23 protein-coding genes, 1 tRNA gene and 1 riboswitch are annotated in these 26,142 nt (G+C 62.8%); of the genes, 20 read left to right on the forward strand and 4 right to left on the reverse strand.

All coding sequences use genetic code 11. From position 1 onward, the window contains the following. The first annotated feature begins 6 nt into the window (after positions 1-6). The 7 genes from AC5STB_RS08250 (at position 7) to AC5STB_RS08280 (ending at position 7,441) form a co-directional block, all read left to right on the forward strand. Positions 7-906, forward strand: coding sequence for a hemolysin family protein (locus tag AC5STB_RS08250; protein ID WP_495442455.1), 900 nt, complete (start codon positions 7-9; stop codon positions 904-906). Continuing rightward, entirely contained in the window at positions 903-2,402 is a 1,500-nt protein-coding gene (lnt, locus tag AC5STB_RS08255) for an apolipoprotein N-acyltransferase (RefSeq protein ID WP_495442456.1), read from the forward strand. Before AC5STB_RS08250 ends, lnt begins: the two co-directional genes overlap by 4 nt. A gap of 61 nt (positions 2,403-2,463) precedes the next feature. Continuing rightward, positions 2,464-2,512: riboswitch (SAM-SAH riboswitch) on the forward strand. Between the two features lie 6 nt (positions 2,513-2,518). Continuing rightward, positions 2,519-3,700 carry a methionine adenosyltransferase gene (gene metK / locus AC5STB_RS08260; RefSeq protein WP_495442457.1) on the forward strand — a complete coding sequence of 394 codons (1,182 nt, stop codon included), beginning with the start codon at positions 2,519-2,521 and terminating at the stop codon, positions 3,698-3,700. Between the two features lie 167 nt (positions 3,701-3,867). Next, positions 3,868-4,524, forward strand: a complete 657-nt coding sequence (locus tag AC5STB_RS08265) for a COG3904 family protein (protein WP_495442458.1) — start codon at positions 3,868-3,870, stop codon at positions 4,522-4,524. Positions 4,525-4,602: 78 nt separating this feature from the next. Beyond that, a complete protein-coding gene (gene trmB, locus AC5STB_RS08270; RefSeq protein WP_495442459.1) occupies positions 4,603-5,379 on the forward strand; it encodes a tRNA (guanine(46)-N(7))-methyltransferase TrmB in 777 nt (258 codons plus the stop codon). 86 nt (positions 5,380-5,465) lie between these two features. After that, positions 5,466-6,812: a 3-phosphoshikimate 1-carboxyvinyltransferase gene (gene aroA, locus AC5STB_RS08275; RefSeq protein ID WP_495442460.1), complete on the forward strand. Its 1,347-nt coding sequence runs from the start codon at positions 5,466-5,468 to the stop codon at positions 6,810-6,812. Beyond that, a complete protein-coding gene (locus AC5STB_RS08280) occupies positions 6,809-7,441 on the forward strand; it encodes a (d)CMP kinase (protein WP_495442461.1) in 633 nt (210 codons plus the stop codon). The genes aroA and AC5STB_RS08280 overlap by 4 nt, the downstream gene beginning before the upstream one ends. Before the next feature lie 97 nt (positions 7,442-7,538). Here the strand turns inward: AC5STB_RS08280 and AC5STB_RS08285 are convergent, their stop codons facing one another. Further along, positions 7,539-8,018, reverse strand: coding sequence for a YHS domain-containing (seleno)protein (locus tag AC5STB_RS08285; RefSeq protein ID WP_495442462.1), 480 nt, complete (start codon positions 8,016-8,018; stop codon positions 7,539-7,541). A 235-nt stretch (positions 8,019-8,253) separates the two neighbouring features. On the opposite strand from AC5STB_RS08285, the gene AC5STB_RS08290 reads away from it, so the two are divergent. From AC5STB_RS08290 to AC5STB_RS08335, 10 genes are all read left to right on the forward strand, one after another. Then, positions 8,254-8,787, forward strand: coding sequence for a hypothetical protein (locus AC5STB_RS08290; RefSeq protein WP_495442463.1), 534 nt, complete (start codon positions 8,254-8,256; stop codon positions 8,785-8,787). A gap of 141 nt (positions 8,788-8,928) precedes the next feature. Continuing rightward, on the forward strand, positions 8,929-10,074 hold the full coding sequence (locus AC5STB_RS08295) for an amidohydrolase (RefSeq protein ID WP_495442464.1): 1,146 nt from the start codon (positions 8,929-8,931) through the stop codon (positions 10,072-10,074). A gap of 2 nt (positions 10,075-10,076) precedes the next feature. Beyond that, entirely contained in the window at positions 10,077-11,267 is a 1,191-nt protein-coding gene (locus AC5STB_RS08300; RefSeq protein ID WP_495442465.1) for a diaminopropionate ammonia-lyase, read from the forward strand. Continuing rightward, positions 11,260-12,426: a M24 family metallopeptidase gene (locus AC5STB_RS08305; RefSeq protein ID WP_495442466.1), complete on the forward strand. Its 1,167-nt coding sequence runs from the start codon at positions 11,260-11,262 to the stop codon at positions 12,424-12,426. Before AC5STB_RS08300 ends, AC5STB_RS08305 begins: the two co-directional genes overlap by 8 nt. 15 nt (positions 12,427-12,441) lie before the next feature. Further along, entirely contained in the window at positions 12,442-13,197 is a 756-nt protein-coding gene (locus tag AC5STB_RS08310; RefSeq protein WP_495442467.1) for a maleate cis-trans isomerase family protein, read from the forward strand. A gap of 143 nt (positions 13,198-13,340) precedes the next feature. After that, entirely contained in the window at positions 13,341-14,891 is a 1,551-nt protein-coding gene (locus AC5STB_RS08315) for an alkaline phosphatase family protein (protein ID WP_495442468.1), read from the forward strand. Between the two features lie 189 nt (positions 14,892-15,080). After that, positions 15,081-15,983: a metal ABC transporter substrate-binding protein gene (locus AC5STB_RS08320; RefSeq protein WP_495442469.1), complete on the forward strand. Its 903-nt coding sequence runs from the start codon at positions 15,081-15,083 to the stop codon at positions 15,981-15,983. Positions 15,984-16,082: 99 nt separating this feature from the next. Beyond that, on the forward strand, positions 16,083-17,000 hold the full coding sequence (locus tag AC5STB_RS08325) for a manganese/iron ABC transporter ATP-binding protein (protein ID WP_495442470.1): 918 nt from the start codon (positions 16,083-16,085) through the stop codon (positions 16,998-17,000). Further along, positions 17,000-17,878, forward strand: a complete 879-nt coding sequence (locus tag AC5STB_RS08330) for a metal ABC transporter permease (RefSeq protein WP_495442471.1) — start codon at positions 17,000-17,002, stop codon at positions 17,876-17,878. The genes AC5STB_RS08325 and AC5STB_RS08330 overlap by 1 nt, the downstream gene beginning before the upstream one ends. Then, positions 17,878-18,738, forward strand: coding sequence for a metal ABC transporter permease (locus AC5STB_RS08335; protein ID WP_495444584.1), 861 nt, complete (start codon positions 17,878-17,880; stop codon positions 18,736-18,738). Before AC5STB_RS08330 ends, AC5STB_RS08335 begins: the two co-directional genes overlap by 1 nt. A 1-nt stretch (position 18,739) precedes the next feature. On the opposite strand, the gene AC5STB_RS08340 is transcribed toward AC5STB_RS08335, so the two are convergent. Then, a complete protein-coding gene (locus AC5STB_RS08340; RefSeq protein WP_495442472.1) occupies positions 18,740-19,654 on the reverse strand; it encodes a LysR substrate-binding domain-containing protein in 915 nt (304 codons plus the stop codon). A 93-nt stretch (positions 19,655-19,747) separates the two neighbouring features. Here AC5STB_RS08340 and AC5STB_RS08345 point away from each other — a divergent pair, with 93 nt between their 5' ends. From AC5STB_RS08345 to AC5STB_RS08355, 3 genes are all read left to right on the forward strand, one after another. Then, entirely contained in the window at positions 19,748-21,268 is a 1,521-nt protein-coding gene (locus AC5STB_RS08345; RefSeq protein ID WP_495442473.1) for a trimethylamine methyltransferase family protein, read from the forward strand. A gap of 163 nt (positions 21,269-21,431) precedes the next feature. Further along, positions 21,432-23,906 (forward strand): GcvT family protein, encoded by a 2,475-nt coding sequence (locus tag AC5STB_RS08350; RefSeq protein WP_495442474.1) that lies wholly within the window; start codon positions 21,432-21,434, stop codon positions 23,904-23,906. Between the two features lie 22 nt (positions 23,907-23,928). After that, entirely contained in the window at positions 23,929-24,912 is a 984-nt protein-coding gene (locus AC5STB_RS08355) for a GlxA family transcriptional regulator (protein ID WP_495442475.1), read from the forward strand. Positions 24,913-25,047: 135 nt separating this feature from the next. Here the strand turns inward: AC5STB_RS08355 and AC5STB_RS08360 are convergent. Together AC5STB_RS08360 and AC5STB_RS08365 are read right to left on the reverse strand one after the other, a co-directional pair. Continuing rightward, a tRNA-Met gene (locus AC5STB_RS08360) sits at positions 25,048-25,124 on the reverse strand. 193 nt (positions 25,125-25,317) lie between these two features. Continuing rightward, positions 25,318-26,118: a PaaX family transcriptional regulator C-terminal domain-containing protein gene (locus tag AC5STB_RS08365; protein WP_495442476.1), complete on the reverse strand. Its 801-nt coding sequence runs from the start codon at positions 26,116-26,118 to the stop codon at positions 25,318-25,320. Positions 26,119-26,142: the final 24 nt, after the last annotated feature.

Genomic DNA, 26,142 nt, shown 5'->3' on the forward strand with positions numbered 1-26,142 from the left:
GGAAAGATGGGCGACATAGAAGGCAGTTCTAACGCGGCGCAAGGCGCGCTGCAGGACATCAACGGCACGGCAGCGGATGCGCCGGCCTCAGAAAGCACCGGATTGTGGACGCGGCTGCGCAGCGTATTCAGCCCCGATCCGCAGGATGAACCGGACACCGGCAGCGAACAGCCTGCGCCGGGATCTGGTCCGCGGGGCATGATCAACCTGCGCCGGATGCGGGTTGAGGATGTTGCCATCCCATCTGCTGAAATTGCCGCTGTGCCGGTCACTGTCGCCAAGGATGATCTGGTCGGCATCTTCCGGCAAAGCGGCTTTACCCGCATCCCCGTTTACGAGGGCACGCTGGACACGCCGCTGGGCTTTGTCCACCTCAAGGATTTCTCGCTGACCCATGGTTTCAATGGCGGCACCTCTGAATTCGACCTGTCGAAGATGCTGCGCCCGCTGCTGTTCGTGCCGCCGTCTATGCCGATAGGGGTACTGCTGACCAAGATGCAGGCCGAGCGCCGCCACATGGCGCTGGTGATCGATGAATACGGCGGTGTCGACGGGCTCGTCACCATCGAGGACCTGATCGAACAGGTGGTGGGCGAGATCGAGGATGAGCACGACGCCGACGAACTGCAGACCTGGTTCGAGGAAAAGCCTGGCTGCTACATCGCGCTGGCCCGCACCTCGCTGCCGGAGTTCGAGGCGGAGACCGGTCATTCGCTGACCAGCCACGACGACGTGGATGAGGAAGAGATCGACACGCTTGGCGGTCTGGTCTTCATGCTGTCCGGACGGGTGCCGGCGCGCGGCGAGGTGATTGAACACCCAGAAGGCGCCGAGTTCGAAGTCATGGACGCTGACCCGCGCCGGATCAAGCGGCTGCGGGTGCGGCTGCCGGACGCCGCTGCATGATGTCAATTGGCCTGCGGCAGGCTGCGCGCCAGCTTCGGCTGGCACCGGCAGGTCTGGCCGTTGGCAGCGGCGCGCTTTTGTCGCTATCGCTGGCGCCATGGCATGTGTTGTTCGGGCTGCCGCTCGCGCTCGCCGCTGCCGGCTGGCTGGTGCTGCAGGCGGCATCCGCGCGGGCTGCCGTGCTTGCGGGCTGGCTGTTCGGACTGGGCTATTTCGCCTTTGGCCTCTCCTGGATCATTGAGCCGTTTCAGGTCGACCCCGACCGCCACGCCTGGATGGCGCCATTTGCACTTGTGTTCCTGGCGGCCGGTCTCGCCATGTTCTGGGGGGCGGCCTTCGGCCTCACTGCCCGGTTCTGCCAAGGGGGCATGCGGATCCCGATGCTGGTGGCGCTGTGGTCCCTGGCGGAATTTGCCCGGGCTTACCTGCTCACCGGTTTTCCCTGGGCCGCCTTCGGCCAGTTCTGGATCGACACGCCCGCTGCAAATTTGTTGCCATGGGCTGGTCCGCAAGGGCTCGCATTGCTGACGCTTGCGGCGTTCCTGCCGCTTGCCTTGCTGCGAGTAAACCCTGCCGCTGCCTTGGTTCCTTTAGCGGCGGCCGCAACCGCAGCATTGGCCGCACCCGCGCCGCCCGGGACGGAGCCGGCCGGCAAGACCGTGCGCATTATCCAGCCCAATGCGCCGCAGGATCTGAAATGGCACCCTGACCACCGGTGGGAGTTCGTCCGCCGCTCTCTGGAATTTTCCGCCGGAGACCCGCGGCCGGACCTGGTGGTCTGGCCGGAAACCGCGGTACCGCAACTGCTGAACTTTGCCGGAGGCACGCTGCAGGCGATTTCTGAAAGGGCGGGCGGCGTACCGGTTCTGCTCGGCATTCAGCGCGAGGCGGAGGGTACCTACTACAATTCGGCGGTTCTGCTGGACGCAGACGGCCTGCCTGCTGCCACCTACGACAAGGCGCATCTGGTGCCGTTTGGCGAATACGTGCCGTTTGGAAATTTTCTGGCCCGCTTCGGCATCCGCGGCTTTGCCTCCCAGGCTGGGGCAGGGTATGCTGCCGGCCCCGGTGCCCGGGTCATGGACCTGCCAATTGGCAGTGCCTTGCCGCTGATCTGCTATGAGGCCGTTTTTCCGCAGGATGTGAACGCTGCCCCTAGCCGTCCGGATATGCTGGTGCAGATCACCAACGACGCCTGGTTCGGCACCCGTTCCGGCCCTTATCAGCATCTGGTGCAGGCCCGGATGCGGGCGCTGGAACAGGGGCTGCCGATGATCCGCGCGGCCAATACCGGCGTTTCGGCAATGATCGGTCCGGGTGGCCAGCTGCTGGACAGCCTGCCTCTGGGGGAGGCGGGATTCATCGACGCTGCCTTGCCCGCGCCGCTGCCGCCGACTCTCTACAGCCGGGCCGGGGACTGGCCGGTTCTGCTGCTGTGTTTTTGCATCGCAGGGGCGGCAATGTTTCTACCCCGTGCTTTTACGCCGCGGTCATAGCTGCTTAACTGTATCGGATTATAGATTGACCCACGCGGATGAGCCGCGTAATGCGGCTAGACACCTTCCACAACGGCTTCCTGGCGTGGCAAGGATAACCCAATGGAGCACTTTTCATGACCCGTACGAACTATACCTTTACTTCCGAATCCGTTTCGGAGGGCCACCCGGACAAGGTCTGTGACCGCATTTCGGATGCGGTGCTGGACGCTTTCCTGGCGGAGGAACCCGAAGCACGTGTGGCAGCTGAAACCTTTGCCACAACGAACCGTGTCGTCATCGGCGGTGAAGTCGGCCTGTCCGATCAGGATAAGCTGCACGACTACATGGGCAAAATCGATGAGATCGCCCGTGCCTGCATCAAAGACATCGGCTACGAGCAGGACAAATTCCACCACGAAACCGTGGAAGTGACCAACCTGCTGCACGAACAGTCCGCCCATATCGCACAGGGCGTCAATGCTTCGGGTGACAAGGAGGAAGGCGCCGGCGACCAGGGCATCATGTTTGGTTTTGCCACCAACGAAACCGACGCGCTGATGCCGGCACCGATCCAGTTCAGCCACGCGATCCTGCGCCGTCTTGCCGAAGTGCGCAAGAACGGCACGGAACCGGTGCTTGGCCCGGATGCGAAATCGCAGCTGTCGGTGATCTATGAGAATGGCAAGCCTGTTGGCGTCAGCTCGCTTGTGCTGTCCACTCAGCACCTGGATGAAAGCCTGACCTCTAGCGACATTCGCGCCATTGTCGAACCCTACATCCGGGAAACCCTTCCTGAGGGCTGGCTGACCGAGGCTACCCATTGGCATGTGAACCCGACCGGCAAATTCGTGATTGGCGGCCCTGATGGCGACGCGGGTCTCACTGGCCGCAAGATCATCGTTGACACTTATGGCGGCGCAGCCCCGCACGGCGGCGGTGCCTTCTCCGGCAAGGACCCGACCAAGGTGGACCGCTCGGCCGCCTATGCCGCGCGTTATCTGGCCAAAAACGTGGTGGCCGCGGGCATGGCAGAGAAATGCACCATTCAGCTCTCCTACGCCATCGGCGTCTCCAAGCCGTTGTCGATCTATGCGGAAACCCATGGCACCGGCGAAGTCGATCCGGCGGCGATTGAGCGCGCTATCGATCAGGTCATGGACCTGACGCCGCGCGGCATCCGCTCGCACCTGGGCCTCAATAAGCCGATCTACCAGCGGACCGCGGCCTATGGCCATTTCGGCCGCGACCCGGAAGCCGACGGCGGTTTCAGCTGGGAGCGCACAGATCTGGCAGAGGCTCTGAAAAGAGCGGTCTGAGATCAGAACAAGTGATTAAAGAGCGGGCCGCAATGCCCGCTCTAATTCTGTAAAGAGGATGCCGTCCGGCTTGGTGCATCCGTCGAAGGTGCCTCTCTCCTTGGGACTGGAGTGCAGCTGCTGCCTGCGCCATAGTGCAGGAGGGTGTATCCGCTTTTGGGATTGTGATGCTGCGCGTTTTCTCTGTGTTTCTTGGATTGGTTCTAGCGTCCGGCGCAGCCGCCAAGGGCCCTTTGCCGCAGAAATTCAGCCTGCAAGGCCAGACGCTGGTCTATGACACAGAGACGGATGTCGAAGGGGAGCCTGCGGAAATCACCGATGAGGACGCCGCAAGGCTGCGCGGTATTCTGCGGACAAGCCCGGAAATCAAGGAGCTGCAGCTTAACAGCGTGGGCGGCAGCGTCTATGCCGGACAAGAAATTGCCGGGCTGGTGCTGGAATACGGGCTCGATACTCTGGTTGACGGCACCTGTATCAGCGCCTGCGTGGATGTGTTCCTGGCGGGCGCCCGCAGGAGGATGACAATCGGGTCCAGCATTGGATTTCACCAGCGCAATTGGCCGGCCGATGCAGTACACAAATATTACCGAAGCGAACGCAAGAGCCGCCGCTGGGCGACGCCGTTCGAGTTCGGGGCGTGGATCTACGAGGATACTCAGAGGGAGGTTTACGACCACCTCAGTTACATGGTGGAGCGCGGGGTCGATCCCGGTTTTGCCATTGATACACTGCGCACCGACCCGAACGGGGAATGGTATCCCAGCCGCCTGCGGCTGATCGCTGCGGGTGTCCTGCGTGAACTGCGGCCGGGGCAAACCCCCTAGACGGCTTGACCCGCGGGCCCGCTTGCGGCACAGGGGCGGCCAGCCTTTCAAACGACGCCTGAACAGGAGCCCCGACGCATGTCCGGCGACCAGAAGCCCCGCGACGATCAGTCCAAGGATGCCCAGCCCGCAGCAAACAATGCTGCCGACAAACACGCCAGCGGCGCGCCTTGGCGCAACTTCTATGGCCGCTTCAAGGGGAAGACGCTGAAGGACAGTCAGAAGCGTTACCTGGACGAGGACCTGGCGAGCCTCAGCCCCGGCGCTGTTGGCTGGGATGAAAACCCTGACCGCACACCGCTGGACCTGAACGCCTTGTTCGGCGGCAAAGATACCTGGCTGGAAATCGGTTTTGGCGGCGGCGAGCATCTGGTGCATCAGGCGGTCAGCAACCCGGAAATTGGCATCATTGGCGCCGAACCTTTCATCAACGGCGTGGCGATGCTGCTGGGCAAGATCCGCAACGCGGGCTCAGACAATATTGCCGTTCATCCCGGCGATGCGCGCGACCTTATGGATGTGCTGCCGGAGGCGTCCATTTCGCGCGCCTTTCTGCTTTATCCCGACCCCTGGCCCAAAGCCCGCCACCACCGCCGCCGCTTTGTAACGCAAGAGCATCTGGAGCCGCTGGCCCGCTGCCTGAAGCCAGGCGCAATCTTCCGCGTGGCAACCGACATTCCCGACTATGTGCGCCAAACCCTGGAAGAGGTGCCAAGGGCCGGTTTCGAATGGCTGGCCGAAGGTCCAGCCGATTGGCGCCAACCCTGGGGTGACTGGATCTCCACCCGTTACGAGCAGAAGGCCCTGCGTGAAGGCCGCACCCCGCATTACCTGACCTTCCGCCGCCTGGGCTGAGGGCAATTGCGCTGGACCGGTCCAATTCAATCCGTTACCGATAGCGCAAACGAACTGACGAACGACCGACAGACGAAGGAAGCCCCATGTCCGGACACGGCACGCCCATCCCGATGACTTCTCACCGTGCTGACCCGCTTAAGGGCGTGGCAGAGGTGCCCGGCGACAAGTCGATCTCGCACCGCTCTCTTATCCTGGGCGCACTGTCGGTGGGGGAAACCAAAATCTCCGGCCTGCTGGAAGGCGAGGACGTGCTGGACACTGCCAAGGCGATGGGGGCCTTCGGCGCAGAGGTGGTGAACCACGGCGGCGGCAATTGGTCAGTGTTCGGTGTTGGTGTCGGCGGCTTTGCCGAGCCGGGCAACGTGATCGACTGCGGCAACTCCGGCACCGGGGTGCGGTTGATCATGGGGGTGATGGCGACCTCACCGGTCACCGCAACCTTCACCGGCGATGCGTCGCTGAACAAGCGCCCTATGGCACGCGTGACCGATCCTCTGGCGCTGTTCGGCACGCAATCCGTGGGCCGCTCCGGCGGACGGCTGCCGATGACCATTGTTGGTGCCGCCGACCCGGTGCCAGTCCGTTATGAAGTGCCGGTGCCGTCTGCGCAGGTGAAATCGGCGGTGCTGTTTGCCGGCCTCAATGCGCCGGGAAAAACCGTTGTGATCGAGAAGGAAGCCACCCGCGACCATACAGAGCGGATGCTGGCCGGTTTCGGCGCCGAGATCACTACTGAGGAGACCGAAGAGGGCCGCGTCATCACCCTGACCGGCCGGCCGGAGCTAAAACCGCAAGTGATCGCGGTGCCGCGGGATCCGTCCTCCGCCGCGTTCCCGGTTTGTGCGGCACTGATCACCCCCGGCTCCGATGTGCTGGTGCCGAACATCGGCCTCAACCCAACCCGCGCGGGCCTTTACTACACCCTGCAGGACATGGGTGCGGACCTGACGTTCGAGAACATGCGCGAGGAGGGCGGCGAGCCGGTGGCTGATCTGCGCGCCAAATTCTCGCCTGACATGAAGGGTATCGAGGTGCCGCCAGAGCGCGCCGCCTCGATGATCGACGAATACCCGGTGCTGTCGGTGGTGGCTTCCTTTGCCGAGGGCAAGACCATGATGGCCGGCGTTAAGGAGCTGCGCGTCAAGGAAAGCGACCGCATTGATGCGATGGCCAAGGGCCTGCGCGCCAATGGCGTCACAGTCGAGGAGGGCGAGGACTGGTGGGAAGTCACCGGCCTGGGCATTAACGGTGTGCCGGGTGGCGGTACCTGCGAAAGCTTCCTGGACCACCGCATCGCTATGTCCTTCATGGTAATGGGTATGGGCGCGCAGAACGCGGTCTCCGTTGATGATGGCAGCCCGATCGCGACCTCTTTCCCGATCTTCGAGAGCCTGATGGGGGACCTCGGCGCCAAGCTGGAGCGCACATGAGCAGCAGCTTTACCATCGCAGTCGACGGCCCCGCCGCAGCCGGCAAGGGAACGCTATCCAAAGCGCTGGCCGCGCACTATGGATTCGGTCATCTGGACACCGGTCTTTTGTACCGGGCCGTTGGCGCGAAGATGCTGGATGGCGCAGCGCCGGTTGAAGCAGCGCAAAACCTGACGCCTGCGGATTTGGCCCGCGACGACCTGCGCGGGCCGGAGGTGGCGCAGGCGGCTTCCAAGGTGGCTGTGATTGCCGACGTGCGCGCAGCGCTGGTGGATTTTCAGCGCGCCTTTGCCCGCCGGGCAGGCGGCGCGGTGCTGGACGGGCGCGACATCGGCACTGTGATCTGCCCCTATGCGCAAGTGAAGTTTTTTGTCACCGCCAGCGCTGAAGTGCGCGCCCGCCGCCGCTTTCTGGAACTGGCGGCGGCTGGCAAGGTGATCACGCTGGAAGAGGTGCTGGGCGATGTGAAGGCCCGTGACGAGCGCGACATGAACCGGGCCGAGGCCCCGTTGCGCCCGGCTGCGGATGCCATTCTGATCGACACCAGCGACCTGAGCATCGAGGACGCCCTTGCCAAGGCGTTGGCAGTCATTGAGGCCCGCCGCGAGGCCGGCGAAGAGTTGCCGTAAACGTCAGCCTGTTAGCAAAACCCGCAGCTGACGCACCAGCTGCGGGGCGGAAGGCAGGCAGGACGGCACGCGAGGCTGCCAGCCCTCTCGGGCGGGATCAGAGCGCGCCGACGGCGGTGTTCTTGATTTCAGCCCATTGGCTGTCCGCGGTCTTGGCGGTTCCGGCCACGTCTTCCAAGAAGGCAGCGCGGGTGGCAGCGTTCAGGAACAGGAACAGCTTGCCGTCATGCACCAGGTACTGATCCGGATCGCCATCGAATTTCTTGCCCACCGATACGCCGTAAGAGCAGAAGCCGCCATGCTGGGGCAGGTATTTCGACGGATTGGCCTCAAACGCGGTCTTGTTTTCCTCTGACGCAAAGTAATAGGAGGCGCCGTCGACGGTGGCCGAAAGGGTGGCCACACCTTCGACCGGGTTGCGGCTGTCCAGCAGCGCCACCAGGTCGACGCCATGGGCCGCCAGCGGCGCGCCGCCAGCCGAAATGCCGTTGGAAACATTGATCTCATCGGCGGCAAAGGCCGGGGCAGCCAGCGCTGAGGAAAGCGAAATCAGGGCGGTTGTCAGAAGCGTTTTCATGATTGTCCTCATCAGGTTCAGTAGCATATTCAGGTGTTCGCATCGGGTCGTGCTACCCGGTGCCCTGAAGCTAGATCCGAAAGGGCGGACGATTAATCCTTGTTCGTCCGGGTTGTTTTGCAGATCGTTCCGGATGGCCTTCCTCTTGTCTGCCGCCGCCGCTCACCAATCTTTGCATGGCGACTTCTGAGACGCCGGACTAGCCTGAGGAAACGTGCCGAAGGGAGACGCTTTCATGGCTTGGCTGCGGATGATTTTGATTGCTTGTTTATTGGCGGCGCCGGCTTGGGCTCAGGATGCGCCCGGGGCTTTTGAACCGCCGATGACCTACGAACGGCTGGGGCGGATCCTGTTTGCATTGGACAGCGATGCGCAGCCAGTCGGGCGTGGCTTTCAGCTGAATATTTCCGGGGTGCCGATTCTGGTGGTCACTGACCTAGCTGCGGACCGGATGCGGGCGATGGTGCCGCTGCGCCCGGCCAAAGGGCTGACGGCGGAAGAGATGATGCGGATGATGCAGGCCAATTTCGACACCGCTCTGGATGCGCGCTATGCGGTGGCCAAGGGGCAGCTGTGGGCGGTGTTCATTCACCCGCTGTCCTCGCTGCAAAAGGATCAGCTGATTTCCTCGTTGGGCCAGACGGTCAATATCGCGCGCACTTATGGCACGCTTTACACCGGCGGCGCCCTGCAATTCGGCGGCGGGGACAGTCCGGGAATTCAGCGGCAGCTGATAGAAGAGCTGCTTGAAAAGGGCGAGGACATCTAAGGGCTGGTACCGCAGGCGCGGTACGCGTTTCCGCCCGAAGAGGCGAAACAATGATGAAATTCGTCACCTGCCAGCCTTAAATCTATGCGCCAAATCGCATCCCGCAGCCTAATGTCGCTGCAAACGGCTGGGAGAGCGCTCATGACCACATGCCAGGATCGCCTGACTTCATTGCGCCAGGATTTCCACCGGCACCCTGAACTCGGCTTTCAGGAGGCCCGCACCAAGGCAAAGGTGGCGGAGCATCTGCGCAGTCTCGGGCTGGAAGTGCACGAAGGTGCGGGCGTGATCGGCCTTTTGCGTGCAGGCTCCGGCAACCGTGCCATCGGGCTGCGGGCCGACATGGATGCGCTGCCGATAACTGAAACTTCTGCGCATGATTATGTCTCTGAAACACCAGGCAAAATGCACGCCTGCGGCCATGATGGCCATATGGCGATGCTGCTGGGTGCCGCTGAACGGCTGGTGCAGGAGAAGGGGTTCGACGGTAGCGTGGTGTTCATCTTCCAGCCAAATGAGGAACACGGGCTGGGTGCGCAGGCAATGATTGCCGAGGGTCTGCTGGAGCGGTTCCCGATCGAAGAGGTTTATGCCATCCACAACCTGCCGGGTGCACCGGCGGGGCAGGTCTCAACCCGCCCGGGCCAGATCTGCAGCAGTGAAAGCCTGTTCGAAATTGCAATCAAGGGTCAGGGCGGTCATGCGTCAATGCCGCAGGCCGGGGTGGATGCAATCACCGTAGGTGCTGAACTGGTACTGGCGCTGCAGACCATCGTGTCGCGCAAGCTGGCACCGGGGGCGGGGGCGGTGGTCTCTGTCACCGAATTCCTGACCGACGGTCAGCGCAACGTGCTGCCGGGCCAAGCGGTGCTCAAGGGTGACGTACGCGCGCGGGTGCCTGAGGACCGCAAAGCGGTTGAGCGCTATATGCGCCAGATCGCAGCGGGTGTCGCAGCCACCCACGGTGTGAAGGCCGAAGTGAGCTTTAAAACCGAGTTTGTCGAGACCATCAACGCGGCAGAACCGGCAGAGGCTGCCTGCCGCGCGGGTGAGGCCGCGGGCTGCGAAGTGATCCGCAACCGCCCGCCGATGAGCTTCTCCGAGGATTTTGCCCATTTCGCAGCTGCCGTGCCGGGCTGCTTCCTGCTCCTGGGCAATGGCGAAGAGGGGCCATGCGGCCAGCCGCTGCATTCGGCGGACTATGATTTCAACGACGCTCTGCTGCCCATTGGCGCAGAGTTCTGGGTGCAGCTGGTGTGTGACCGGTTGCCCGTGGGAAAGGACTGACCATGCTTGAAAACTTTGACGTCGTGATCCGCCATACGGCGGGAAATCCGAACACAGGCGAAGCGGCCTATTCGGTCCTGTCCGAGCAGGATTTTGCAAACGCACAGGCGGAAATCACGGCCTGGGAAGGTTATGACGCGACCCCGCTGGTGTCCTTGGCGGGCCTGGCCAAGCAGATCGGCGTGGCGCGTATCGACTACAAGGACGAAGGCCCGCGGTTCGGCCTTGGCAGCTTTAAGGCGCTGGGCGGGTCCTATGCTGCGCTGCGGGTGTTGCAGCGCGAGCTGAGCCGCCAGTTGGGCAAGGACGTCAGCCTGGAGGAAATCCGCAAGGGCACCCACAAGGAGGCCTGCGCCGGGATCACCCTGGTCTCTGCCACTGACGGCAACCATGGCCGCTCGCTGGCCTGGGGCTGCCAGCGGTTCGGCGCACCTTGCCGGATCTATATCCATGCCGAGGTCAGCGAGGGCCGGGCCGTGGCGATGCGTGAGCTGGGCGCCGACGTGATCCGCATCACGGGCGACTATGACGACTCCGTTCTGCTGGCCAAGAAAGAGGCGGAGGAAAACGGCTGGTTCGTGGTCTCTGACACCTCCTGGGAAGGCTACACGGAGCCGCCGCGCGACGTGATGGCAGGCTACAGCGTGATGACACGCGAGGCTTGCGAGGCACTGGCGCAGGCGCCGACCCACGTGTTCCTGCAGGGCGGCGTCGGCGGGCTGGCGGCGTCGGTTGCTGCGGCGCTGCGGCAGTATTATGGCGCGGCGTCCCCGCGTGTGGTCATCGTAGAGCCGGAACTGGCGGCCTGCCTGTTCGACAGCGCCAGGGCGGGCAAGGCGACCAATTTCGCCATTCAGGAAGAAACCATCATGGCCGGTCTTTCCTGCGGCGAGCCGTCGGAAATGGCCTGGGAAATCCTGGCAGAGGAGGCCACGGACTTTGTGACCATCCCTGACAGCATCGTGGCCCCCGCCGTACGGCTGCTGGCCAATGGTGAAACCGGCGATCCGGTGGTGGAGGCGGGTGAAAGCGCGGTCGCGGGCCTGTCCGCGATGATCGCGGCTTGCCAGTCACCGGACATGACGGAAACGCTGGGCCTCGATGCGGACTCCCGCGTTCTGCTGATCGGCTCCGAGGGTGTCACAGATCCGGCGATTTTCGCCGCGATCATGGCAGGCAAAGACCATGTCTGAAGCGCCCGCGCGTGGCTTCCCAGAGGCGGAATTCGTTGCCCGTACTGAAAAGGCCCAGGCGCTGATGGCGGCGCAGGGCTTGGACGGTCTGCTGCTGCTGACAGAGCCGGAAGTGCGCTATTTTAGCGGCTTTCACACGCTGTTCTGGCAAAGCCCGACCAGGCCCTGGTTTCTGTTCGTGCCGCCTGCGGGCAAGCCGATTGCCATCATCCCGGAGATCGGCGCCGACCTGATGCGCCGCACCTGGATTGAGGACATCCGCACCTGGAGCGCACCAGCGCCGCAGGACGATGGTATCAGCCTGCTGACGGAGCTGTTGTCGCCGATTGCCGGACGCGGAGGCTCCATCGGGTTGATGAAGGGGCACGAAACTTCGCTGCGGATGCCGCTGGGTGATTACGAACGCCTGATGGCAAGGCTGCCGGGGCTGAAGGTTGCCGATGCCACGCCGCTGGTGCGCAGTCTGCGGATGGTCAAGTCCGCGGCGGAGATTGAAAAGCTGACGCATATCTGCGAAATCGGTTCGCGCACATTCGCGCAGGTGCCGCAGATCGCCCATGAGGGCCAGCCGTTTGAGGATCTGTTCCGGGCCTTCCGGCGCGAAGCACTGGCGCAAGGCGCCGATGATGTGCCCTATCTGGTCGGTGGCGCCGATCAGGGCGGCTATAGCGACGTGATCTCGCCGCCGACCGGGCGGCCGCTGCAGGCCGGTGACATCGTTATGCTGGATACCGGGTCTACCTGGGATGGCTATTTCTGCGATTTCGACCGCAACTTTGCCATTGGCCGTGCTGACGATCTGTCGCGCCGCGCCTACGATGTGCTGTGGCGGGCGACTGAGGCTGGCATCGGTGCCGCCAAACCTGGCGCGACTTGCCGCGAGCTGTTCCAGGCGATGCAGTCGGTAATTGCTGAATTGGATGATCAGGGCGGCGATGTGGGCCGGCTTGGGCATGGGCTGGGGATGCAGCTCACCGAATGGCCCTCGCACGCGGGATTCGATGAAACGGTAATCGAAGAAAACATGGTGCTGACGCTGGAACCTTCGCTGGGGTACGGTGAGGGCCGTATCATGGTGCATGAAGAAAACATCGTGGTGCGTGCGGGTGGGGCCGAACTTCTGACCGCCCGTGCCGCCCCGGAACTGCCGGTGATATGAAGGAGGCCCCGGGCCATGAAGCTCCCCTATGACACCGACGCAGGCATCGGTACCCGCGCCACGCTGGGTGTGATCGTGCTGGAAACCGACGAAACGCTGGAGCCGGAGTTCTCCCGGATGATGGCGCAGCCAGGGGTGGCGCTCTATCACAGCCGCATCCCGATGGTGCCGGAGGTGCGGCCTGAAACGCTGGCGAAGATGCAGGCGGATCTGCCGGCCGCGGCGCGGCTGCTGCCGTCCATGCCGGAGTTCGATGTGATCGGGTACGGCTGCACCTCGGCCTCGTCGGTGATTGGCTCGCAAAAGGTGGCGCAGGCAGTGCAGACAGTCTTGCCAAAGGCCCAGGTGACTGACCCGCTGGCTGCGATTGCCGCCGCAGGCAAAGCGTTGGGCGCTGAACGGCTGGGGTTTCTGACACCGTACCTGCCGGAAGTTTCGGCCCGGATGCGGCAAAAACTGGAGGAAGGCGGTTTCAAAATTGCCGGCTTCGGCTCGTTTGAACAGAAAGACGACCGCATCGTGGCGCGGATTTCTGAAAAAACGATCGCGGAGGCTGCTCAGCGGGTTGCTGACCAGGCGGCGAGCGATGCCATCGTGATTTCCTGCACCAACCTGCGCTGCTTGCGGATTATACCTGAGATTGAGGCGCAATCCGGGGTGCCGGTGATTTCCAGCAACCAGGCACTGGCCTGGCACATGCTGCGGCTGGCAGGTGTGACAGATCCGCAGCCGCAGTTCGGTAAGCTGTTTACTCTGCCGCTGGCAGCCTGACCGCTAAAATTGTCCGGGATTTGCCAGCTGAAAACCTGCGGCAGGCTGCCCCACGGGAACGGCACAGTCTGCGCTTGTAATCCGCGCGCAGACTGCCACAGATTGGCACCCGAAACCTGACTTGTTCCAGCGAGGAAGCCCGGATGTCTGCCGCACGCCCCGAAAACCGGAATGTCCTGTTCATCATCATCGACCAGCTTCGCGCGGACTGCGTGTCCGGCGCGATGGCGGAACATGTGGAACTGCCAAACATCCGCGCCTTCATGCAGGAGGCGGTGTCGTTCAACCGGCATTTTTCGGTGACCAACCCCTGCGGGCCATCGCGCGCGTCGATCCTGACCGGGCAGTATGCGATGAACCACCGCTCTGTCCGCAACGGCACGCCGCTGCGCCACGACACACCGAACATCGCCACGGAGATGCGCAAGGCCGGCTATCTGCCGATGCTGTTCGGCTACACCGACACCTCGCAGGACCCGCGGGCCTATCACGCCAACGACCCGGCGCTTCGGACTTATGAATATCCGATGAACGGGTTTCACGAGATGACCGAGATGCGGCTGGAGATGTCTTATCCGTGGCAGTCGCATTTGATGAGCCGCGGCTATGAGTTCGAGAACTACTGGGACGTTTACAAGCCAATCTCTCCCGAGGGCGGTGTGCCCAGGCTGAACGATCCAGCGCTATATGCGGCTGAGGACAGCGATACCGCGTTCCTCACCAACTCCTTCCTGGGCAAGATGGCGGCTTACCAAAAGGAAAGCTGGTTTGCGCATCTGACTTACATCCGCCCGCACCCGCCGCTGGTGGCCCCGGCGCCCTATAACAGCATGTACGACCCCGCCAGCCTGCCGCTGCCGCAGCGGCTGGCAACTCCGGAAGAGGAAGGCGCACAGCACCCCTTCTTTGGCCCGCTGCTGCGCAAAAGCACCGCCGCCAGCTTTGTCGAGGGGTTCCCGGACCTGGAGCCCTCGGATGAGAACATCCAGTCCCTGCGCGCGGTCTACCTGGGGCTGGCGACGGAAGTGGATCATCATGTCGGGCGGGTAATCAAGTTCCTGAAAGACAGCGGGCAGTATGACAACACCATGGTGGTGATCACCGCTGACCATGGTGAGATGCTGGGCGACCGGCATTCTTGGGGCAAGATGACTGTCTATGATGCCGCTTACCACACGCCGCTGATCATCCGCATGCCGGGAAATGAGAATAACGCGGGCGTCAGCCTGTCTCAGATCACCGAGTCTATTGATGTGACGCCAACCGTCCTGGAGTGGGTGGGGCAGGAGGTGCCGAATGCCATGGACGGGCGCTCGCTGCTGCCGCTTCTGCGGGGGGAGGCGCCGCAGGACTGGCGGCAGTATTCCTTCTCGGAGCTGGATTTCTCGGAACCTCTGGAACCGACGCTGTGGCAGCAGGCGCTCGGCACCACGGCCAGCGATTCCTGCCTGGGCATCCTGCGGGATGGGCGGTTCACGCTGGTCGAATTCGCTGCCGATCTGCCGCCGATGCTGTTTGACAGCCATGGGCGCGGCGAATTGGAAAATGTAGCGGCGCGGGCCGAATATGCCAGCGATTTGCACCGGCTGACCCGGCTGATGCTGCGGCACCGGATGAAGAACATGGACCATACGCTGTCCATGACGGCAATCACCAGTAACGGCCCAAGAAGCAAGCCACGGTATCCGCAGTAAGGTCCAGGCTTCTACAGCAAGACGAGCACGCTGCCGGAATAGACAAATCCCGCTTTCGGGACCGGCAGCAGGGACGTTCGCGGTACACGCGCGAAAGATCTGCTTTTGCAAATCATTCTCAATTCTGTTGACAGTTGAGAATGATTTGCAATAACAATTTTTCAGACACGCCTCTAATGGGAGAATCGGATGTATCCGAAGTTGCTCAAGACTGTATCCGCAGCTGCCATCGCAGCCGTTGCCGCCAGCGCCGCCATGGCTGAAGACAAGATGAAGGTCGTGACCACCTTCACCGTTCTGGCCGATATGGCCGCCAATGTGGCAGGCGACGCGGCTGAGGTCGTCTCTGTCACCAAGCCCGGGGCAGAAATCCACGGCTATGAGCCGACCCCGCGCGACATCGTCCGGGCGTCCGATGCCGACCTGATCCTGTGGAATGGCATGAACCTGGAGTTGTGGTTCGAACAGTTCCTGTCGAACATGGAGGATGTGCCCTCCGTCACTCTCACCGACGGCATCGACCCGATCCCGATCGCCGCCGGCTCGTACGAAGGCAAGCCGAACCCGCACGCCTGGATGGGGCTGGATAACGCGCTGATCTATATCGACAACATCGTTGAGGCCTTTGCTGAGCATGACCCGGAAAACGCCGCCGTTTACGTCAAAAACGCGGGTGAATACAAAGACCGCTTGCGCGCCACAATCGAGCCGCTGCGCCAGGCGATTGCGGAAATCCCCGAGGACAAGCGCTGGCTGGTGACCTGCGAGGGCGCCTTCAGCTACCTGGCCCGTGATTTCGGCATGAAGGAGCTTTACCTGTGGCCGATGAACGCCGACCAGGTCGGCACTCCGCAACAGGTGCGCAGCGTCATCGACGGCGTGCGCGCCAATGATATCCCGGTGGTGTTCTGCGAAAGCACCGTGAACACCGCACCGGCCGAACAGGTCGCCCGTGAAACCGGTGTCGCCTATGGCGGGGAGCTTTATGTCGACTCGCTCAGCGCGGCGGACGGGCCGGTGCCGACTTATCTGGACTTGCTCAAGATCACCTCGCAGACGGTGGCCCGCGGATTGACTGAAGTTACCAACTGACCTTGCGATAGTTTCATATCCCAATGCCCCGCAGCAGATGTTGCGGGGCGTTTCATTTCACAAAGCACAATTTCTGTGTGTAACTCTGCAGGACAGCCCATGCTTGATGCCAGCGAGACCCACATCATGAACACCAGCGCAATGCCTACAGGCAGCGGGATCGCCGCAAAAAATGTCACGGTGACCTACCGCAACGGACACACCGCGCTGTGGGATGCCAGCTTTGGCATTCCCCGCGGCACGGTGACGGCGCTGGTCGGGGTGAATGGCGCCGGCAAATCGACCCTGTTCAAGGCGATCATGGGGTTTGTCCCGGCGGCACAGGGTGAGATCCGCATTCTTGGAATGACGGTCAAGGACGCGCTGCGCAAGAACCTCGTCGCCTATGTTCCGCAGTCAGAGGAAGTCGACTGGGCCTTCCCGGTGCTGGTTGAGGATGTGGTGATGATGGGCCGCTACGGCCACATGGGTTTCTTGCGCCGTCCAAAGGCTGCCGATCACGAGGCCGTCGATCAGGCGCTGCGCCGGGTCAACATGCAAGACTTCCGCCACCGCCAAATTGGCGAGCTGTCCGGCGGCCAGCGCAAGCGTGTGTTCCTGGCCCGCGCTCTGGCCCAGGACGGGCAGGTGATCCTCCTGGACGAACCGTTCACCGGTGTCGATGTGAAGACCGAAGAGCAGATCATCGCCCTGCTGCGCGAATTGCGCGAGGAGGGCCGGGTGATGCTGGTTTCCACCCACAATCTCGGCAGCGTGCCGGAATTCTGCGACCGCACCGTGCTGGTCAAGGGCACGGTGCTGGGCTTCGGCCCGACAGAGACCACCTTTACCCGTGAAAACCTGGAACATGCCTTTGGCGGTGTGCTGCGGCATTTCACCCTCGGCGGTCAGGCGCTGCATGACGATGGCGACACCCGCGAAGTCACCATCCTGACCGATGATGAGCGCCCCTTTGTCCAATACGGCGAAAAGACTCAGACGAGAGAAAAGCGCGGCGAGGGCGGGGGCGAACCGTGATGGACTACCTGCTGGAGCCTTTCACCTACGGCTATATGACAAACGCCATGTGGGTCTCTGCGCTGGTAGGGGGCGTTTGTGCTTTCCTATCGGCTTATCTGATGCTCAAAGGCTGGTCGCTCATTGGCGATGCGCTCTCTCACTCGGTTGTGCCCGGCGTTGCGGGCGCCTACATCCTCGGCCTGCCCTTTGCGCTCGGCGCCTTCATCGCGGGCGGGCTGGCGGCAGGGGCGATGCTGTTCCTGTCGGAACGCTCCGGCCTCAAGGTCGATGTGATCATCGGCCTGATCTTCACTTCCTTCTTTGGCCTCGGCCTGTTCATCGTGTCTATCAGTCCGATGTCCGTTTCTGTGCAAACCATTACCATGGGCAACATCCTGGCGATCACGCCGGAGGATACGCTGCAACTGGCGATCATCGGCTTTGTCTCGCTGGCGGTGCTGCTGGCCAAGTGGAAGGACCTGATGGTCACCTTCTTCGATGAAAACCATGCCCGCACCATCGGGCTGCGGCCCGGGCTGCTCAAGGCGGTGTTCTTTGTGCTGCTGTCAGCCTCTGTCGTGGCGGCGATGCAGACTGTGGGGGCGTTTCTGGTGATCGCCATGGTGGTGACGCCAGGCGCGACGGCGTATTTGCTGTGCGACCGCTTCCCGCGGCTGATCCTGGTGTCCGTGCTGATCGGTGCCTTCACCAGTTTCTTCGGCGCTTATGCCAGCTACTTTCTGGACGGCGCCACCGGCGGCATCATTGTGACACTGCAGACGCTGATCTTCCTGCTGGTCTTTGTCTTTGCACCGAAACACGGGCTGCTGGCCGCCAAGCGCAAGGCGCGTGAGACGCTGAAGCGCGGTCCCGTTGAGCAAGGAGGGGCTGCGTGATGGATTTTGATATGCTGCTGATGCCGTTCCAATTTGCGTTCATGCAGAACGCCTTTCTGATCTCGCTGATCGTCTCTGTCCCCACAGCGCTCCTGTCCTGTTTCCTGGTCATGAAGGGCTGGGCGCTGATGGGCGATGCGGTCAGCCATGCGGTGCTGCCGGGGATCGTGCTGGCCTATATCGTGGGGCTGCCGCTGATCCTCGGGGCCTTTGCCGCAGGTATGCTGTGCGCCGTCGCCACCGGCTTTCTGTCCGGCAACAGCCGGGTTAAGCAGGACACGGTGATGGGCGTTGTCTTCTCCGGCATGTTCGGGCTTGGCATCGTGCTCTATGTCTCTATTGAAACCAACGCCCACCTCGACCACATCCTGTTCGGTAACATGCTGGGGGTTGAGCAGCACGAGCTGTGGACCGCGGGGATTATCTCGCTGGCGGTCGCTGCCGCGCTGGTCCTGAAATGGAAGGATCTGCTGCTGCACAGCTTTGATCCGGCGCAGGCGCAGGCCTCGGGCCTGCCGGTCACGGTACTGCACTACGGGCTGCTTGCGGCTTTGTCGCTGACCATCGTGGCGACCCTTTCTGCAGCCGGGCTGATCCTGGCCATCGGCCTGTTGATTGCGCCAGGGGCGATTGCCTTTCTGGTGGTGCGCAAGTTCAGCACCATGCTGTGGGTCTCGGTTCTGGTCTGCATGTTCTCGATGCTGGCGGGCACTTATGCCAGTTTCTTCCTGGACAGCGCCCCCGCGCCGACCATCGTGCTGATCCTGACCGTGCTGTTCATCGCCGCTTTCGCGCGGCGGATGTACCTGACGCGCAAGACCTCAATGCAACGCGCCAAGGAGACTGCCGGGGCCGCGTAAGTCACGCGGTTCCGGGTCCGGCCATCTCCAGCAGCCACTGCCGTACCAGTTCCGCGTTGGGGACCAGATCCTGTGTCTTGGACCACACCAGGTAGAATCCCGATCCGGTGGTCCAGGACCATTCCTTGCGCGCAGCCAGAAGCCCTTGTTTGATCAGCGGCTCGGTCACATGCTGCCAGCCAAAGGCAAAACCTTCGCCCGCAATCGCCGCCTGCAGCACCAGCGCATAATCGTTAAGGCGCATCCCCGCGGCGGGCGGGCGGCCAGTGACACCAAAGTGCTCAAACCATTGCTGCCAGCTGGGGCGCTCTCTGATCGGTTCTTCCAGATGGATCAGCCGCTCGTGCAACAGGTTTGGCACCGTCGCCAGATTGACCGCCGAGGCCATCACCCGCGGGCTGGCCACCGGAAAGATCACCTCCGGTGCAATCAGCGCTGAATGACAATCCGGCCAATTGCCGTCTCCGCGCCGCACCGCCAGCGAAATACCTTCGGTGTTGATGTCCGGCTCCCGGTCGGAACTTTGCAGACGCAGGTCGATATCCGGGTGCACTTCGTGCAGCTGGGCCAGTCTTGGCATCACCCAGTAGTATGCAAAAGCGGAGGAGCAGTTAAGCGTCACATGGTCATTTCGCCCGAATTGCCGCACTGCCTTGGCTGACGACAGGATATCCCCAAGCGCCTTGGATACATCGGTGTAAAGCCGCATTCCGGCCCCGGTCAATTCCACCTTACGGTGGCCGCGGCGGAATAAAATAACGCCCAAAGACGCTTCCATCTGCTTGATCGCCGCGCTGACGGCAGGCTGCTGAACGTTCAGCTCCTCCGACGCACGGGTAAAGGAGCCATGCCGTGCGGCGGCTTCGAAGACGATCAGGTGGCGGGGGCTGGTGAGGAGTTTCCACAGTTCTTGCATAAATGTGATTTATCCAAATCATCAGAATTTTCAACCGTCACAACGTCCGCGCCGGGTCTTATTGTTCCGCAACGCCTGAAGATGGAGAGCCCCATGGCCCGACGTGCCCGCGCATCCCGTGACAGAAACACTGCCCCCGCCGGCGCCCCGGCTTCGCCCTGGGTCCGGCGCTCGCTGCCATTCTTTGATGTGCTGGATGAGGAAAAACTGGTTAAACTGGAGGCCCAGGTCGATTGGATTTTCGAGGAGGTCGGCATCGCCTTTCGCGACGATCCGGAGGCGCTGAGGATCTGGAAGGAGGCCGGTGCAAAGATCGACGGCGATACGATCCGGGCTGACGCGCAATGGATCCGCTCCCTTTGCGCCAAGGCACCGCGGGAGTTTACCCAACTGGCCCGCAACCCGGCGCGGTCGGTCACCATTGGCGGCAACAACCAGGTGTTTGCCCCGATCTATGGCGCGCCGTTTGTGCGCGACCTGGAGGGCGGACGGCGCTATGGCGATATGGAGAGCTTTGAAAAGCTGGTGAAGCTCACCTACATGCATCCGAACCTGCATCACGGCGGGTTTGTGATCTGCGAGCCCTGCGATGTGCCGGTCTCTAAGCGCCATTTCGACATGCTGCTTGCCCATATGACGCTCAGCGACAAACCGCATCTGGGCGCGATCACAGAGATGTCCCGCGCGCAGGATAGTGTGGACATGGCCGAGATCGTTTTTGGCAAGGACGTCATGGACAAGAACTGCGTGATCATGGGCAATGTGAACACCAACTCACCGCTGCTGGTGGATAAGGTGGTCACAGAAGCAGTGCGGACCTACTCCGCCCGCGGGCAGGGAATTATCGTTGTACCGTTTATCCTTACGGGCGCGATGGGGCCGGTCTCCACCGCCGCCTCGGTGGCGCAAGCGATGGCGGAGGCGATGATGGTTTGTGCCTTCACCCAGATCGTCCGCCCCGGTGCGCCCTTTGTGCTGGGCAACTTCCTGTCGTCCATGTCGCTGAAATCCGGCGCGCCGACATTCGGGATGCCGGAGCCGGTGATCTCCAACTATGCCATCGGCCAACTGGCCCGCCGCGCCGGGCTGCCCTTGCGCTGCGGCGGATCGCTGACTGCGTCCAAGATCGAGGATGCGCAGGCGGCCTATGAGAGCGCGGATTCGATGCATTCCACCATGCTGGCCGGGGCCAATTATGTGCTGCATTCGGCGGGCTGGCTGGAAGGCGGGCTGTGCACCGGGTTCGAGAAACTGATCATGGATGCGGACCGGCTGGGATCTTATCAGAAAGTGCTGAGCCAGGGGCTGGATACCCGCGACGAAGCCTTTGCCCGCGATGCCTACGCGGAGGTGGAGCCGGGCGGGCATTTCCTTGGCTCCGGCCATACCATGCGCAACTATCAGACCGCGTTTTACGAACCCAAACTCAGCGACAGCGAGAATGTCGAAAGCTGGGAGGAGGGCGGCTCCAAAGACATGCGGCAGCGTGCCTATGAGCGCTGGAACCAGATGCTGAACGAGTATGTGGCACCGCCGATGGATGAGGCGGTGAAAGAGGAGCTGGCCGCATACGTCGCCCGCCGCAAAGAGGAGATCCCGGATGCTTGGTACTGAGGTGAGGAATTCCTCACCCATTTCTTCAGCTTATGCAGGATGTGCCGGATTGCCCCGGCACCCCCTGTGCACCCCCCGTACACCCCCCGTACACCCCCTGTGCACCCCCTGGGTGCCATTTGCCGCAATTCCCGCGCCTTGACCCGGATCTGAGGACAAACCCATGTCAGACAATTTTGCCCAATCGACGCTCAACATCCACAAGGAGGAGAGCACTGGCGACAAGAAGCTGCCGAGCCACGCCAAGGCGGTGGTTATCGGCGGCGGTGTGGTCGGCTGCTCGATCCTGTTTCACCTGGCCAAGTTCGGCTGGAAGGACGTGGTGCTGCTGGAGCGGGACGAGCTGACCTCCGGCTCCTCCTGGCACGCGGCGGGGCAGATCCACACGATTTCGTCAGACCCGAACATTTCACGGCTGCAGTCCTACACCATCGACCTGTACAAAGAGATCGAGGAAACCTCCGGCCACAGTGTGGGCCTGCATATCACCGGCGGCTTCTACGCTGCATCGACCAAAGAATGGTATGACTACCTGAAGCGCGAACGCTCCAAAGCGCGCTATATGGGGCTGCATCAGGAATTCATCAGCCCTCAGGAGCTGGCCGACCGCCATCCATTGATCGACCCGAAACATTACTATGCAGCACTGTGGGATGATCAGGACGGCGATCTGGACCCGTCGGGCGCAACCTATGCCTTTGCCAAATCCGCCAAGGTGCATGGCGCGCAGTATTTCACCCACACGCCGGTGACCGGCACCACCCAGCGCGCCGATGGCAGCTGGGACGTGGTGACCCCGCGCGGGGTGATCAACGCCGAGCATATCGTGAACTGCGGCGGATTGTGGGCGCGTGAGGTCGGCCACATGCAGGGGATCAACCTGCCGGTGCAGCCGATGGAGCATCATTACCTGATCACCGACAAGATCGACGCGGTGGCGAACCACCCGACCCGCCTGCCGGCCGGGATCGACTATGAGGCGAACATCTATTTCCGGCAGGAACGGCAGGGGATGCTGCTGGGCACCTATGAGCCGAAAGGGACGCCCTGGAAGGTGGGCGGCACCCCGTGGGATTTCGGGCATGAGCTGCTGCAACCGGATCTGGACCGGATTGCCGACCGCCTGGAGATGTCGTTTGAACGCATCCCGGCGATTGGCGAGGCGGGCATCAAGGACATGATCAACGGGCCGTTCACATTCGGCCCCGACGGCAACCCGATGATCGGCCCGGTGCCGGGCATGAAGAACTACTGGTGCGCGGTGGGCGTGATGGCGGGCTTCTGCCAGGGCGGCGGCGTTGGCCTGACCATGGCCGAGTGGATGATCGACGGCGAGCCGTCCATCGACGTCTGGGCGATGGATGTGGCGCGGTTCGGCGAGTTCGCGACGCCCGACTGGGGCACCGTGAAATCGACCGAGAACTATGAGCGCCGGTTTGTGATGACTTTCCCGAACGAGACGCTGCCGAGGGGCCGGATGCAGAAGACCACAGCGCTCTATGACCGGCTGGTCGCCAAGGGGGCGCGGATGGGCCAGGGCTTTGGCCTGGAGAACGCGCTGTGGTTTGCCGACGGGCCGGAGGACGCGCATGAGGAGCCGACGTTTGAGCGCAACCGCAGCCACGATTATGTGGCGCGCGAGGTCAAAGCGGTGCGCGAAGCGGTGGGCGGCATTGAGATCGCCAACTTTGCCAAGCATGAGTTCAAGGGCGCGGGCGCGCGGGCCTATCTGGACCGTGTGCTGGCGGGGTATGTGCCCAAACCGAGCCGCCTGACCCTGACGCCGATGCTGACGCCCAAGGGCAAGCTGTACGGTGACCTGACCGTGGCCTGCCTGGGCGAGGATCATTTCATGCTGTTCGGTTCCGGCGCCATGCAGGAGGCGCACCGCCGCTGGTTTGAGAAGGATCTGCCGGAGGACGTGTCGTACCAGAACGTCTCAGACGACTGGCACGGTATCGCGCTGTCGGGACCGAAGTCGCGGGAACTCTTGCAGCGGATCACCCGCGAAGATGTGTCGGGCGAGGCGTTCAAGTTCCGCGACCTGCGCCAGATCTTTGTGGGCGGCGTGCCGGTGATCCTGAACCGGATCAGCTTCTCCGGCGAGCTGGGCTATGAGATCTACTGCAAACCGCAGTACCTGCTGCGCCTGGCGGAGGCGATTGAAGAGGCCGGGGCCGATCTGGGCTACCGCTGGTACGGGGCGCGGGCGCTGATGTCGATGCGGCTGGAGAAGGGCTGGGGCGTGTGGACGCTGGACTTCCGCCCTGACTTTGACGCGGTGGAAAGCGGCATGGATGTCTTCATCAATTGGAAGAAGGATTTCGTGGGCAAGGAGGCCGCGCTGCAGGCCCGCGAGGCTGGTGCAAGCCGCAAGCTGGTCACCATGACCCTTGATGTGGACGGCATTGATGTGTCGAACGACGAGGCGATCCTGAAGGATGGCGAGGCCGTTGGGTATATCTCCTCCGGCGGCTATGCGCATCACGCGCAGAAGTCGATGGCGATGGGCTATGTCTCGGCAGAGCACGCCGCGGCGGGCACCCGGCTGCAGGTCGAGATCCTGGGCGAAATGTATGACGCTGAGGTGCTGGGAGCGCCGATCTATGACGCCAACGGCGCCAATATGCGCGCCTGATCCGGGCAGGGGAGCGGCAGCCATGAGCAAACCCCTGCGGACGCTCCCCGAAGCGGTGCAGACCGGACCGGCCTGCCGCTGCATTTTCCTGCTGCTGCCGACCTTTTCGCCGCTGGATCTGTCCAGCGCGGTGGCGGCGCTGGAGGCTGCGAACACACACGACGGGACCGCGCGCTATGACTGGCGCGTGGTCAGCGAGGACGGGCTGGCTGTCACGGCACCCAACGGTCTGAGTGTGGCTGTGGACGGCGGTTTGCCGGAGCTGGCCCGCGGCAGCATGATCTTTGTCTGCGGCGGCTGCGGACCGGAGCCGGGGGTCTCGCTGAAAGTGCTGGGCTGGCTGCGCAACGCGCAGCGCATGGGGTTGCCGATGGCCGCCCTGGGGGGCGGCATCATGGCGCTGGCGCGGGCAGGCTTGCTGTCCGGGCGTCAGGCCTCGGCGCATTGGGCGCAGCGCGCCACGCTGGCTGAGATGCACCCGGACGTGGAGGTGAAAAGCTCGCTGTTCACCATGGACGGGAAGGTGATCACCTGCGCCGGCGGCACGGCCACGGTCGACATGATGCTGACCCTGATTTCGGATCATCACGGGGGTGATGTGGCAACGGCAGCGGCGGATCTGATGGTGTGTTCCTCAGCCCGCAAAGGCAGCCAGGACCAGACGGTGTCCGAGTTCGGGCGCGCCGGTGTGCGGCATGAAAAGCTGGCCGCAGCGCTGGGCCTGATGCGCAGCAATCTGGAAGAGCCGCTGACCCCCGCTGCGATTTCCGATCTGGTCGGCCTGTCGGTGCGCCAGCTGGAACGGCTGTTTTCGAAATACCTGCACACCACGCCCAAGGTCTATTACACCCGGTTGCGGCTGGATTATGCCCGCAGCCTGCTGCTGCAGACCCATATGCGGATCATCGACGTGGCGCTGGCTGCGGGCTTCAACAGCCAGACCCATTTCGCCAAGGTCTACCGGCGCTATTTCGGCAAGTCGCCGCATCAGGAACGGCCGTTCTGATGGGCATCCGCCATGCGTGTCAGCCGTGCGGGAGGCGCGGCGGTTGAATGTCCTGCAAAACCGTGGAGCGGCAAGCGAAACGCGTCCGCATCAGCGCAATCTGTGCTGCCGTGCATTCTGTCATTTCGGGAAGGGTGGTAGCGGAGGAGGGACTTGAACCCCCGACACGCGGATTATGATTCCGCTGCTCTAACCAACTGAGCTACTCCGCCGCTCTGGTGGGGGCGATTTACGGAATGCCGCCAGCCGGGTCAAGCAGAAAAGCGGAAGAATCGCCGTTTCTGCTGAAGTTTTTCCAAGAGATCAGGTAAGCAGTTTTAAATCATAGGGTTACACCTGGGGCGGTGTTGAGGGCCGCGGTACGGCAGTCATGCGGCGCACGCAGGAATGCGGGGAAGGCGCCGGTTACTCCAGCAGGGTATCAAGGGCCGCAAGACCGGGCCGCGGCAGCTGGTCCAGCAGGGCAAATACCTGCGTGCGGCAAGTCTCGCCTGACCAGTCGTCAGGGTGGAAACCCGGTGGCAGGTCCGGGTGGCGCAGCACCACGCGGCGCCAGCGGTGCACGATCAGGGTCCGAAGGGTGCCCGTCTGAGCCGGTGTCAGTCCTGCGGGCGGGGCGGAAATCTGCTCCAGATCCTGCTGAAGAGCCGCGCAGGCCTCCCGCAGATGATCCGGGAACAGCCGCGACTTCAGCCAGTCCGGCACGGCAATAGAGCTGACTTCTGCTGCCATCAGGTCATCCAGGCTGCGCGGCATCGGCCCGTGGCCAAGCGCGGTGGTGCGGTTCACGGCAACATAGCTTGGCAGAAGCAGAACCTCGTCGAGGGTCGCCTGGCCTGCGCCGTCTTCGGCGATCAGCAGGTGCCAGTTGCTTGGGGCGGCAGCGCAGCGCTCATAGATCCGCGGGGTGACCGCGGCGGACTGGCTGCGCCCGTATTCGGTTAAATAATGCACCGAAGCGCGGCCTGCGCGGGCGCTTTCGATCCAGCCATCCTTGCGCAGGCGGTGCAGCGCCACACGGATTGCTTCGGGCTTGATTCCCATCGGGGTGATGATGCGGGTCAGGGCACTGCCGCTGATCCGGGCGCCCTTGTCCTGGGCCAGATCGCCGAACAGGGAAACGATCACCGACCAGACCCGCTGGTTCTGCGGGTCGTTCAGCTGTTGCACAGCGGCGTCAAACCAGAGGTTATGCTGTTCGTTCATGGGGATATACATAGGTCGCCCGGA

The sequence above is a fragment of the Leisingera sp. CC-HEC093 genome (genome assembly GCF_059429195.1).